The following is a 12,607-nucleotide window of genomic DNA, read 5'->3' as shown; positions in this document are numbered from 1 at the left end:
TGTTTGTTGTTGCTTGCTCCATGGCTTGCTCCCGTTAAGATAAGCGCATGCAATCCGAACTCAGAGCCATCAGCGACTGGCTGATCGACGGCGCGCGGTCGGCGGTCGGGCCTGGCGCTCTGCTGTCGCAGCTATGCGAACGGCTGGTCGCGGCCGGGCTGCCGCTGTGGCGGGTCGGCATCTTCGTGCGCACGCTGCATCCGGATATCTTCGGCCGCAATTTCATCTGGCGCCAGGGCCAGGAGGTGGCGATCGGCACCGCCGATTTCGATATCCAGCAGTCGCCTGAGTTCTTGCGTAGCCCGCTGGCGATTCTCTATTCCAGTGGCGAAGAAGTTCGCTACCGGCTCGACGATCCGGAAAGCCGGAACTTTCCGTTCTTCGACGACATGCGCGCCGAAGGCGTCACCGACTATGTCGCGCTGCCGCTGCGGTTCATCGATGGAGACTATCACGCCTCGAGCTGGACCACCAAGCAATCCGGCGGCTTCACCGACGCGCAACTCGACGGTTTGCGGATGGTGGTGCGGCCGCTGGCGCGGCTGATCGAGGTGATCGGGATGCGGCGGATCGCGTCGATGCTGCTCGACACCTATGTGGGCAATCGCGCCGGCGAACGGATTCTGGCCGGGCAGATCCGCCGCGGTCACACCGAGACCATGCTGGCCGCGATCTGGCTGTCGGATCTGCGCGGCTTCACCGCTCTTTCCGACCGGCTGCCGCCGGAGACCATGGTGAAGGTACTGAACAGCTATTTCGACTGCCAGGTCGGGCCGATCCTGCGCAATGGCGGCGAGGTGCTGAAATTCATGGGCGACGGCCTGCTGGCGGTGTTCCCGATCGCTGAGGACGGCGCCGACGCCGCCAAGGTGTGCGCCCGGATGCTGGAGGCGGTCAACGAATGCCGCGGCCATGTCGACGCCATGAGCTACGTCGATGGCAACCACGTCATCGACAGCTTTCGCTTCGGCGTTGCGCTGCATGTCGGGCAGGTGCTGTACGGCAACATCGGCGGCGGCAACCGGCTGGATTTCACCTGCATCGGCCCGGCGGTCAATCTCGCGGCGCGGATGGAGAAGATCGCCGGCCGGCTCAACCGCACTGTGGTCGCCTCCGCCCGCTTCGCCGGCGCTTTCGCCGACGGCTGGGCCGACCTCGGGGAATTCCCGATCGCGGGCTTCGCCAATGCCGAGCGGGTCTATGGGTTGCGGGACGAGGCGCCGCTGCAAGCCTGAGCGTTATCGCGCGTGCCCGGGACACGCGCTCTCCGCGCTACTCCTCCGGCTCCGTCGTGAACAGCAAGGGATAGCCCTTGGCGCGGCCGGCGTCGGTGGCGCGGGTGGCCTTGGTTTCGGCGACGTCCTTGGTGAACATCGCGACCACGCAGGCGCCGCGCTGATGCGCGGTGAGCATCACCTTGTGGGCCTGGTCCTCGGTCATCTTGAATTCGCCTTGCAGGACGCGGACCACGAATTCGCGCGGGGTGTAGTCGTCATTGATCAGAATCACCTTGTGCAGCTTCGGCCGCTCGACCTTCGGCTTGGTCTTGGCAATCGGCTTGACGACGACATTGCTCATGCGGACTCACGAACGTTGACCGATGCACACGACACATCATTTTGGCGCGGCGGCCCGCCAGACTCCCTGTCGCCATCGGGGTCCCTTCGCTGCAAGTAGTTTACCGCCTCCGGGGCGGTGGCGAAACCGGGGTACTGCGACAATTTGAGGTCGATCTGTGCCGCCATCGCGCCGGTCTGATCGAGCGCGGTGGCCTCCGCGACCTGCCGCGGCGGAATTGTGGCCGTCACCTGCGCAGGCGGCCCGCAAGTGACCCGAATGTGAACGCGCGCCCTCGTTCGTCGCTTTTCGCAACTGCGTTTGCGTGTCACCATTAATAAATCATTCGACGGGAGGGCCGCCATGCGCTGGGTCTCGATCGGGGCGATGCTTGTCGCGGCTGCGATGGCCGGCGGTGTGCTCGCGGGCAGGGCGGCGCCGAACCGGGCACTGCAGCTCGCCGACGACAAGGACGCAAAGCGGGTCGATGTCGAACTGGTGCTGGCGGTCGACGTTTCCTATTCGATGGACATGGAAGAACTGGCGATTCAGCGCGAGGGCTACGCCGAGGCGCTGGTTTCCAAGGATTTCTTGCAGGCGCTGAAGAGCGGTCCGACCGGCAGGATCGCGGTGACCTATTTCGAATGGGCGGCCTCGGGCGACCAGAAGATCATTCTGTCCTGGCAATTGATCGACGGTCCGGAATCCGCCGACGCGGTCGCCGCCGCAATCCTGAAATCGCCGATCCGGCGGGCTTCGCGCACCTCGATCTCCGGCGCGATCAACTTCGCGATGCCGCTGTTCGAGCAGAATCCCTACAAGGGTTTGCGCCGCGTGATCGACATTTCCGGCGACGGCCCGAACAACAACGGCATGCCGGTGACGTTGGCGCGCGACGCCGCGCTGGAGAAGGGCGTCATCATCAACGGCCTGCCTATCATGGTGAAGGAGCCGTCGTTCTCGACGATGGATATCGAAAACCTCGATTATTACTACGAGGATTGCGTGGTCGGCGGTCCCGGCTCGTTCGTCATCACCATCAAGGACCGCGAGAAGTTCAAGGAAGCGATCCACACCAAGCTGGTGCTTGAGGTCGCCGGCCGCCCGTCCGAGAGCCGGATCATTCCGGTGGCGGACAAGGAGCCGCGGGTGTCCTGCATGATCGGCGAGAAGATCTGGGAGGACCGCTGGGGCAGGTGACGACCGAGCGGCGCTTGAGCCACGCGACCCGGCTCAGCCGGCTTGAACCCAGTTGCCGTGAAAGCCGTTCGGCATGCGATGGCCCAGCTGCACCAGCGCGACCGGCCCGGCCGCGACGTCGGACGCTTCGAACACCGCGAGGTCGCTGCGGTTTTCGGTGCCGCGCCAGATCACCGCGAGCAGCCAACCGTCGCCCTCGGCGGAGTCCTTGTCGCGCGGGACAAAGACCGGCTCGCCGACGGTGTCGCCAAGCGGAAGCCGATATTGGCCGCGCGGCGCGCCTTCGCCATCGACATGGACCAGACCGGAAAACGCCCCCAGCGGCAGTGACGGATCGGCGCTGGCGTACCAGCCGTGCTGGCTGCGCAGTCCGGCGCGGCGTTCGTCGATGCGCGGAAACTCGCCGCTGATGTCGTCCAGATAGGTTCGGGTGAAGCCGTCGCTGTTGCCGGCGAGATCGAAGCTCCAGCGGCACAGCCGGGCGCGGGATTTTTCCGGATCGGTGCGCCGCCCGTCGGGATGCGGAAACAATGGTGCCACCTCGGACTGCATCACGTCGGCAACGATGCGGTCGCCGTCGTCCCAGGCATTCATGACGTGAAACACGAAACACGCCTCGCCGCGAAACCAGCGGATGTCGCGGACCGAGCCGCCGCGCTTCATCACCCCCACATAGGAGCCCTTGCCGGGGTCCCAGGCGTAAGGCGGCTTGCCGCGCAACGCCCGCCACAGGCTGCCGGTGAGCGGCAGAATCGGAAACAGGATATGCCGCTCGGTGACGATGAAGTCGTGCACCATGCTGGCATAGGGCGCCTTGAAGCGCTCGAACTGGGTCACCTTGCCGGAAGCGTCGATCGTGCCGTGCGACATCGACCGCGTCATCGGCCCCTTGGCGTTGTAGCCGAAGAACAGCATCTCGCCGGTCAGCGGGTCGATCTTAGGATGCGCGGTGAACGGCCCGGAAATGCCGTGGCCGAAATCGCAATAGCCCCGCGTCGCCAGGCTGCCGGGTTCGATCTCGGTCGGCAGGTGCGCCTCCTCCAGCGCCAGCAGCTTGCCGGCGTGAAACACGATATTGGTGTTGGCGACGCCGCCGTCGACCGGGGTCGACGCCGGCGCGTCGCGCAGCTTGCGATTGAAACTGCCGTAGAGCGGCCGGCCGGCCTCGTGCTCGGCGATCCATTTCGGAGTGCGGATCCAGCGATTGCGATAGCTGGCGCGGCCGTTTTCGAGCCGGAAGGCGTGCAGCATGCCGTCGCCGAAGAACCAGTGCGCGTCGGGCGTGGCGAATTGCGGATTGGCGCCGTTGCGATACAGCGTGCCGTTGAGACCGCGCGGTAATTCGCCCTTAACGGCGAGATACGGCGCGTCGCATTCCATCGGAATCGGCGCGAGATTGCTGGTCGCATCCGGAATTCCCATCACGTGCAGCATATCAATCTCCCGAATGCAACTTCTTGGATCGCCGCGATCGCCTGAGTCAGCGGTTCGCGGCCGGTCTGATCGCGGTCGTCCCCATGCCACCCCTGCGAGGTGTGAGAACGACCTATTAGTTGATCGTCAGCTTGCGCCCGAACGGCTGGACCACCGCCACGCAAGTATCGGGAACCGCCCAGATCACCGGCCAGCGCGGGCGGAATTCCGCCGGGCCTTCGAGATCGGTCAGCACCACGCAGATGTCCGGATGATGCCTGTCGGCTTCCGCCAGCAGCGGCGAGAAGTCGGTGCCGCCGCCGCCGGAGAATGTGATCGCACCGAGGTCGATCGGTTGGCCGGGCTCGAAGATATCGACCTTGCGCACCCGCTCGTCGCCGATGATCAGCACCAATCCGGCTTCCTGACGCCTGGTGATCGACTCAATCTCGACGGCGAAGCGCTCCATCATGTTTTCGTCGATCGAACCGGAGACGTCGATGATCAGCGCCAGACGCGGCGAGATCTTGGTCGGACTGGTGCCGGGCTCGAACGGCATCCGGTGGCTGCCGCTGCGTCCCTGATTGGCGATATAGGAGCGGGTCGGGCGCGACCACGAGATCGACGGCTTGCGCGCCAGGCCGCGCGCCAGTTGCACCCTCAGCACATGGTTCCACGGCGTCCGGCTCCGCGGCAGATCGGCAATCAGGGTCCGTAACATCGAGAACGCCCCGTCGCCGGCGTGGCCGCGCATCAGCCGCTCGCTCCACTCGCGCGCCTGTTCGGCCTCGGCTTCCGGCGCGCCCTGCGCTTCCGGGCTCGGCACCAGATCAATCGGGCCGTTCTTGCCGAGATCGCGCACCTTGGCGGATTTCGGTCCGTCCTCGCGGCCGTCGGCGCGCTCCTGTTCGCCCGCCGATTCCGGCTGGTCCTGGCCGCCGGCGCCCGGGTTGGTCGCCTTGCCGCCGGAGTCCGATTTACTGCCGTCCTTCTTGCTGCTGCTCTGTTCCTGCATACGGCGATCGTCGATGGTGCGGTACAGCCGCTCGACGTCCCATTCCAGTAGCGCCACTTCGGCATCCTGTTTCTGGTTCAGGGCCTTGGCGAGAATCTGTTCCAGGAACACCGAGGTCGACGGCAGCTTCAGCCAGCTCAGATGCGCCAGCGTGCTGTTGACGATCGCATCCGCGCAGATATTGAACAGCTGAAGATCGACGTCGCCGAGCAGGCGCTGCAGATCGACGAAGCGTTGCGGATGGCGTAGCGCGATGTGCATCACCTCATGCGCCACCAGCCCGACCTGTTCGGGCAGCGGCAGGGCTTCGAACGCCGCGCCGTAAAACACCGTGTTGCCGTCGGTCATCGCCGCCGGCGCCTCGGCGTCGGCGGGCAGGTCGAGGTGCCTGACCCACAGCGCGAGTCCGCCGGTGGACGGCGCATATTCCACCATGCGCTGGATCGCGCGCGTGCCGCGATGGCAATACAGCGCGGTGGTATCAAGCATGCTGGCTTTCCAGCTGGCGGCGTTCGCCATAGCGATGGTAGGCTGGGCTGTCGAGAATCGCCGCCTCGAGGCCGGCGTCCAGCCCGCGTTGCATGAACAGCTCCATCGCCAGCGTCTGTGCCTCGCGGATCGGCAGCGGCATCGTGCCCCGGATATCCGGCAGCTGCTCGATGATCTCCAGCGCGCGTGCCAGCGCGGGGACGTCATGGCTCGCGGCCAGCAACCCGTAGATCATGCCGTACAGGGCATCGAGCGTCTTCGGCAGCAGCGCCGCGGTCTCCGGACCGGGCCGCGCCGCCAGTAGCCGCACGACGTCGACCCCGGCCTGGATCTCGCGCAGCACGCCGAAGAATTCCGCCGCGTTGGCCGCGCCGATGCGGCCCTGCACGAACAGCCGCTTGGCGCCGTCCGACAGCCCGGACTTCAGCACGTTGGAAATGTCTTCCCAGCCGCGCGGGCTGGCGCCGATCAGGTGGTCGCCGGCGAGTTGCGCCTGGGTGTCGTCGAGTTTGTCGGGGCGGATCTTCAGATAGGCCATGACCTCCGGTGCGAAATCCGCGGCCAGCGCATGCGCCAGAAACGCATCGATCACGGTCTGAACATTGAAGTGGAACATGCGGTCGGCCAGCGCGGTGCCCATGTCGTGGCTGATCGCGCCATGGAAGCTGGCGTTGCCCGCGGCGACGACTTGCCAGCCATCGGGCAAGTGATAGTTGCCGACCCGGCGGTCGAGGATCAGCGAATAGGCCGAGATCTGCAGCCGCTGGTCGGCGGCGGTCAGTTCGTCGAGAAACAGGATGCCCTCGTGCTGGTTCGGGGTCGGCAGGAATTCGGGCGGAAACCATACGGTCTTGGCGAGGGCTTCGTCGGCATAGATCGCGCCCCTGATATCGACCGGCTCGATCGTGGTCAGACGCAGGTCAACGAGGGGAATGCCGAAATGCTCGGCGACCTGGCGCACGATCGACGACTTGCCGACCCCGCGTGTTCCCCACAGCATCGATGCGCGGCGCCGCAAGGTAGGATCCGAGTATTGCTCGATCAAGGCGGCCTTGGCCGCGGCGATTGAGACCGGCGGAATATTCATGGGATTGCCGTGCATCGATCCTCACACTTCTTTTCGCTTTGTTGTCTTCGTTCGGTGACTCTTATTCGGCTGCCAGGAGCGTGGTTCGGTCGGACGAGACGTCCTGCGGTGCCGCGACCGCTGCGGGTTGCAATGGCCAGACCCCGACCTTCGAACGCCGGGGCAATGGCGGAATCTCCAGCGGCGGCGTATCGCGCATGCCGAATGCGCCGAACATCAGCAGCGGTGGGGCTCCCATGATCAGCAGATTGAGAATGGAGTCGCTTGGAATTTGCACCTGCGTCAAACTGCCTGCCCCCACGATCAGCACGGCGAAGAACAACAGCGGTAAGGCGCGGCGGAACACCACGCCCCAGCGCGCGCGCCGCAGCGTCTCGTGGAAGTGGTGCGGCGGTTTCGTCAGCGTGCGCGCCAGATGCGCGACCAGCGTTTCCACCTTGGCCTCGGTCTTGCGACTCAATTGAGGCTCGTCGCCGCGAACCCGCAGCTTCCCGGTCCATCCTTCGCGAGTCTTGCGCAGCGGCCCCCAGGCCCAGCCCATCACCGCCAGGAGGTCCTCCGGCAGCACGACGCCGGGGGTGTTCGGGATCAGATCGACTTCGGCCGGATATCCCTTCACAGTCGCGGCGTGCACGATCACGGTGAGTCCCCCGACTGCGACATCTGCCCGGATCAGTTCCAGTTGCACCGCCGCCGAGCCGCTGGCGGTTGGCGACAAACGGTAGCTCTGCGCGATCGTGGCGTTGGCTTCGGAACGAAAATGCCGTTGCGGCGGCACGGTCTCGATGCGCGTCAGCAACTCTCCCGGATCCGGACCCTCGGTCTGAAGGGTCGCCTTCAGACCGCAGCCAAGGGTGATGGTTCGGGTCAGCCGATAGCGATCAGGTCGAAGATTCTCAAGCTGGAGAATCTCGCATGCGTCGGTCAGCGCCTCGTCGGTGTGCTCGATCGGCTTGAACAGCAGGCGTCGTCGGGTTCGATCACTCGCGGCTAGATCGATGTGGCGGTCGCGTCGCGTGAACGGTTCGATCAGGCCGAGGATCTCGTGATGGGTCAGAGGGTGCATTGGATCGTCTCGACCCGTCGCTCCGGTCATCAAACGTGCATATGTCATTCCTGTCCATCGAACTCCGCAAAAGTGGCATTTAAGTCTCAATGCAGCGTAGTCGTCGAAAGTGCCGTCGGCGTTCGTCCGCGCTGCCGACTACGGAATCGGCAGCAGAGCGGGGTGAAATCCGGGGGCGCTTTTGTTGTTCTCTGTTGGTAGTTGAGCGAGGAACGCATCGTACGAAGCGGCTACTTGATCGAGTACCTCAAAGTGAGGGAAAGCGCCTGTTTCAAATTGCTCAATGGTCCAGTTCGATCTGCCTGCTATACGGTCTTTGTGTCGGTAGTCCACAAAATCTCCGCGCACGCCGTAGGCCATCCACACTGGAAGTTGCAGCGACTCGTAGATGCGGAGGATGTCCGTGCTGAACAGATAGCCGGCCACGAAGTAATACGGGGCATGACGCGCGCCATGCTGTTGTGCGGTTTGGCAATCGTATTCGAGCAACGGTTCGTCGATGGTCTTCGAGCCCCAGGCCTTCTCCAGGAACTTCCGAATCACGGGACGCATGGTCAGTAGCCGGAAGACGCCGCGCTTCCAGATCGGCCAATACAGCGCTTTGATCAACCAGGGCTTGCCGCGGTTGCCGGCCACGCGTGCGTCGCGCGCCTTGCCTTCGAATCCGGTGGGGCTGATGAAGGCGACGGATCGAAACGCCGCCGGATCTTCCGCCGCCGCACGAGCCAGGAATTCGCACGACAGCGAGAGCGCCACGGCGTCGATTGGCAAGTTTCCATTGGCCTCTCGCAGTCTGGCGACGGTGGCATGCACCGCATCGGTCATCATCCGGGCGTTGTATTCGCGATCATGCCGTTCCGATTGTCCAAATCCCGGAAGATCGACGGCCTCGACCGGGCGCCTATCTGCGTACAGATCGTAAAGCGGCTTCACCTCGAAGGCCGATGCGACGGCGTTGACGCTATGGATCAACAGCAGGGGGTTGGGCGGCCCTGCGGGCGTCGGCGCGCCGGATGAGTAAGTAGCGAGCCGTCCGGCAACGCTGACGATGTCTTTTCGCGATCCGTGTAATGGATTCGACAGTCCAGATTGCACGTAACCTCCTTGAGGGATTGACGCTTTGTCGAGTGCCTTATTTGCTGCGGCCGGCATACTGTTAACCTCCTCCGAAATTGATTGAACCGGGTAATCAAATATTGGAGAGCGCGCTTAGTTCCCGCGTCGGCGAGGTTTACGACAATCTCAATGGGCTGCGGTACTCACATACGCTTAGTTCGCGCGTATGATGACTTCTGATGGCTTGCGATCCCGAAGACGCGTGGCGCGAAGGTAGGGGGCTGATCTGGTCGCCGTGCGATCGTGTGAATTTGTCCGATGTAACTTTCGATTGACGTCAAGCTGTGCCGCACAGCGAGACGATCGTCCGCTGCAGCCGCCGCAAAATGTTGTGGATTGTTGAATCGATTCGCTAGAACGGCGCGCCGTTCGGCCTGGTGCGAATACCGGGGCGCAGCCTCGCCCAGGGCAGTGCGGCGGTGTCGGCGGGCATCGCGCCGGGCGCCGCGCAGATCAGCAGCGTTTCGGCGATCGGCTCGAAGTCGGCGCGGAAATGCACCGAGCTCTTGTTGACGAGAATCGATTGTTCGGTCGGTTCGATCCCGACGAAGCGATACATCGACTGGTCGGCGAGCTGCGCTTTGTGCGATGCGACGACGACCCGGACGCCACCGATCCGCAAACACGCCGACGGGCCCATGTCCATGTCGCGCCCGCCGTAATACGGACCGCTCGCGACGAAGCGTCCGTCCGACAGCGTTTCGACTACGAAGCTTTCCTTATACGGCGCGTCGCCGGCGATGCGCGACTTGCCGCCGAGCGCGAGCGCGACGGTGGCGCCAACGCCCGCTTCGTGGGCGGCCTGCGCCGAATCGGGATCGTAGATCACGCCGATCGCGGCGCGCTGCGCGTTGTTGCGGACCAGCGCGCGCAGCATGCCGGTGGTGTCGGAATCGCCGCCGGCGCCGGGATTGTCCTGGGTGTCGGCGATCACGATCGGCTTCGTCGCGGTTTTCGCCAGCTCCATCGCATGGCGGACCCCGTCATCCGGGGTGTAGATGCGGCCGTCGAAATCGTTTTCGTGGCCGATCACCAGCGCGGCGATCCGGTCAGCCGCGTCGTCGGCGTCCTGCTGGGTGCGGCCATAGGCGAACACGCTGGCGCCGCAATCGGGGAAATCGGCGGCGGGAAAGCCCGGCGCGAACGACAGCGTCGGCACCGCGTCGCTCTCCAGCGCCGCCAGCTTTTCGTAAATACCCTTACAGGGCTGGTCAAAGGTGCATTGCCAACTGATCGGAATCAGGAACGGCAATTGCCGGAACGCCTTGGCGAAGCGGTGGCCGGATTGCAGTAGCAGCGCCAGATGCCGGGCGGCGGCGCGGCCGGTGTCGGCCATGTCGACGTGCGGATAGGTGCGATAGGCGATCAGCGCGTCGGCGTGTTCGACCATCCGCGGCGTGACGTTGGCGTGCAGGTCGAGGCTGACCACCAGCGGCAGGTCGTTGCCGATCGCGGCGCGGACCCGCGCCAGGATCTCGCCCTCGCCATCGTCGAGATGCTCGGTCACCATGGCGCCGTGCAGGTCGAGATAGACCGCGTCGAGCGGCCCCGCCGCCTTGATGCCGTCGATCATCACCTTGGCGATGCGCTCGAAGGCGTCTTCGGTGACATGCGCCGAGGGACTGGCGCCGCAGGCGATGGTCGGCACCAGCTCCCATTGCCTGGCCTCGGCCTGTTCGACGAAGCCAGCCAGCCCGACATTGATATGGCGCATCACCGCGAGCACGTCGGGCCCCTGCGTCATCGACGGCCAGCCGCCGCCATGGACGAAGTCGTCCCAGGTCGCCTTGGTGGGCGCGAAGGTGTTGGTCTCGTGCAGGAAGCCGCCGACGGCGATGCGGGTCATGAACTATCTCGATCTAGCAGGAGGCGGTGAACTGCCGATTGGCGTTCACGGTTGCAGCGTCATTGCGAGGAGCACTTGCGACGAAGCAATCCAGCGCTGCGCTCGCCGCCTCTGGATTGCTTCGCTTCGCTCGCAATGACGAACTCATGGGGCGGTGAGCGGAGCTTCGCTCGATATCGGATGGATCGGCCGAAAGTTCGCAAAGTCCCAGTCGCGGCCGGGCGCGGCGTCGAGCAATTGCCGCGTATAGGCCTGTTGCGGATTGGTGAGGACCTGCGCGGCCGGGCCTTGTTCGACCACGCGGCCCTTCTGCATCACCGCGACGTCGTCGCAGATTTGCGCCGCCACCCGCAGATCGTGGGTGATGAACAACAGCGCGATGCCGAGCCGGGCCTGGATCTCGTCGAGCAGGTCGAGCACTTGCGCCTGCACCGAGACGTCGAGCGCCGAGACCGCCTCGTCGGCCACCAGCACGTCGGGATCGAGCGCCAGCGCGCGGGCGATCGCGATGCGCTGGCGCTGGCCACCGGAGAATTGATGTGGGTGGCGCGAGATCGCGTCGGCCGGCAAGTGCACCAGCTCGAGCAATTCGCGCGCCTTGGCCAGCGCATCGGCATGCGACATGCCGTAATTGATCGGGCCCTCGGCGATGGTCTCGCCGATGCTGATGCGCGGATTGAGCGAGCGGTAGGGGTCCTGGAAGATGATCTGGATCCGTTTGCGGTGCGGCTGCAGCAGGCGGCGCGACAGCTCGGAGATTTCCCGGCCCATCAGCCGGATGCCGCCCGAGGTCGGATCGATCAGCCGCACGATGCAGCGTGCCACGGTGGATTTTCCCGATCCGCTTTCGCCGACGATGCCGAGGGTGCGGCCCTGGTGCAGGGTCAGCGTCACGTCCCGTGCGGCGACGACTTCGCGGCTGCCGCCGAAGAACGAACGCTCGCGATAGATCTTGCCGAGTTCGTTGGCTTCCAGCACGACCGGCGTGGTGGCATCGGCGCGCGGCGGGCGCGGGATCAGGCTCGGCACCGCGGACAGAAGCTTGCGCGTATACTCCATCGTCGGCCGGCGCAGGATATCGTCAAGGGTTCCGGTTTCGACGAGCCGGCCCTGCCGCATCACTGCGACGCGGTCGGCGATTTCGGCGACCACGCCCATGTCGTGGGTGATGAAAAGCACCGCGGTGCCGTGGTCGCGCTGCAATTCGCGGATCAACGTCAAAATCTGCTTCTGTGTCGTGACGTCGAGCGCGGTGGTGGGCTCGTCGGCGATCAACAGCTTCGGCTCCAGCACCAGCGCCATCGCGATCATGATGCGCTGGCGCTGCCCGCCCGAGAGCCGGTGTGGATAGGAGGAAAAGATCCGCTCGACCTCGGGCAGGTGGACCTGTGCCATCATGTCGAGGATGCGCCGTTTGCGCGCTCGGGAATCGAGATCGGTGTGAACCCGCAGCACCTCGTCGATCTGGCGGCCGACCGGCACCACCGGATTGAGCGCGGTCATCGGCTCCTGAAAGATCATCGCCATGGTGGTGGCACGCAATTGCCGCAGCCGCCGGTCACTGGCGGCGAGTACGTCCTCGCCGACGAGCCTGATGCCGCCGCCTGAGGTCCGCAGCGCGCCCTTCGGCAACAGCCCCATCACCGCCAGCGAGCTCACCGACTTGCCGGAGCCGCTCTCGCCGACCAGGCACAGCGTCTCACCTTGGCGCACGCTGAGCGAAATCCCGTCGATCACCCGGTCGCCGCCGGGCCTGCTGCCGAGCGAGACCACTAGGTTGTCGATCTCGAGGGCCGGCGCGCCCGCGTCGATTGCCAC

At 65.0% G+C, this 12,607-nt stretch carries 10 protein-coding genes; 2 read left to right on the top strand and 8 right to left on the bottom strand.

Going from position 1 to position 12,607, the window contains the following annotated elements; translation table 11 throughout:
- Nucleotides 1–47 precede the first annotated feature (47 nt).
- Nucleotides 48–1,235 (top strand): adenylate/guanylate cyclase domain-containing protein, encoded by a 1,188-nt coding sequence (locus tag HXX15_RS03290; protein ID WP_296512610.1) that lies wholly within the window; start codon nt 48–50, stop codon nt 1,233–1,235.
- A 37-nt stretch (nt 1,236–1,272) separates the two neighbouring features.
- On the opposite strand, the gene clpS is transcribed toward HXX15_RS03290, so the two are convergent.
- Nucleotides 1,273–1,578, bottom strand: coding sequence for an ATP-dependent Clp protease adapter ClpS (clpS, locus tag HXX15_RS03285; protein WP_296512608.1), 306 nt, complete (start codon nt 1,576–1,578; stop codon nt 1,273–1,275).
- Nucleotides 1,579–1,920: 342 nt separating this feature from the next.
- On the opposite strand from clpS, the gene HXX15_RS03280 reads away from it, so the two are divergent.
- Nucleotides 1,921–2,757: a DUF1194 domain-containing protein gene (locus HXX15_RS03280; protein WP_296512604.1), complete on the top strand. Its 837-nt coding sequence runs from the start codon at nt 1,921–1,923 to the stop codon at nt 2,755–2,757.
- 33 nt (nt 2,758–2,790) lie between these two features.
- On the opposite strand, the gene HXX15_RS03275 is transcribed toward HXX15_RS03280, so the two are convergent.
- From HXX15_RS03275 to HXX15_RS03245, 7 genes are all read right to left on the bottom strand, one after another.
- Nucleotides 2,791–4,191, bottom strand: coding sequence for a carotenoid oxygenase family protein (locus HXX15_RS03275; RefSeq protein ID WP_296512601.1), 1,401 nt, complete (start codon nt 4,189–4,191; stop codon nt 2,791–2,793).
- A 115-nt stretch (nt 4,192–4,306) separates the two neighbouring features.
- The gene (locus HXX15_RS03270; RefSeq protein ID WP_296512599.1) at nt 4,307–5,674 is read right to left on the bottom strand and encodes a VWA-like domain-containing protein; all 1,368 of its coding nucleotides are present in this window, start codon (nt 5,672–5,674) and stop codon (nt 4,307–4,309) included.
- Nucleotides 5,667–6,776 carry an AAA family ATPase gene (locus tag HXX15_RS03265; RefSeq protein WP_296512597.1) on the bottom strand — a complete coding sequence of 370 codons (1,110 nt, stop codon included), beginning with the start codon at nt 6,774–6,776 and terminating at the stop codon, nt 5,667–5,669. Before HXX15_RS03265 ends, HXX15_RS03270 begins: the two co-directional genes overlap by 8 nt.
- 46 nt (nt 6,777–6,822) lie before the next feature.
- Nucleotides 6,823–7,827, bottom strand: a complete 1,005-nt coding sequence (locus tag HXX15_RS03260; protein WP_296512595.1) for a hypothetical protein — start codon at nt 7,825–7,827, stop codon at nt 6,823–6,825.
- A gap of 138 nt (nt 7,828–7,965) precedes the next feature.
- Entirely contained in the window at nt 7,966–8,979 is a 1,014-nt protein-coding gene (locus tag HXX15_RS03255) for an alpha/beta hydrolase (RefSeq protein ID WP_296512593.1), read from the bottom strand.
- Between the two features lie 316 nt (nt 8,980–9,295).
- Entirely contained in the window at nt 9,296–10,789 is a 1,494-nt protein-coding gene (locus tag HXX15_RS03250) for a M81 family metallopeptidase (RefSeq protein WP_296512591.1), read from the bottom strand.
- A gap of 144 nt (nt 10,790–10,933) precedes the next feature.
- On the bottom strand, nt 10,934–12,607 hold the full coding sequence (locus tag HXX15_RS03245) for an ABC transporter ATP-binding protein (protein ID WP_296514798.1): 1,674 nt from the start codon (nt 12,605–12,607) through the stop codon (nt 10,934–10,936).

The organism is Rhodopseudomonas sp. (assembly GCF_013377015.1).
Taxonomy (GTDB): Bacteria; Pseudomonadota; Alphaproteobacteria; order Rhizobiales; family Xanthobacteraceae; genus JARJEH01.
Note: the sequence above shows the minus strand (reverse complement) of the source record. Positions and strands in the feature narration are given on the sequence as shown.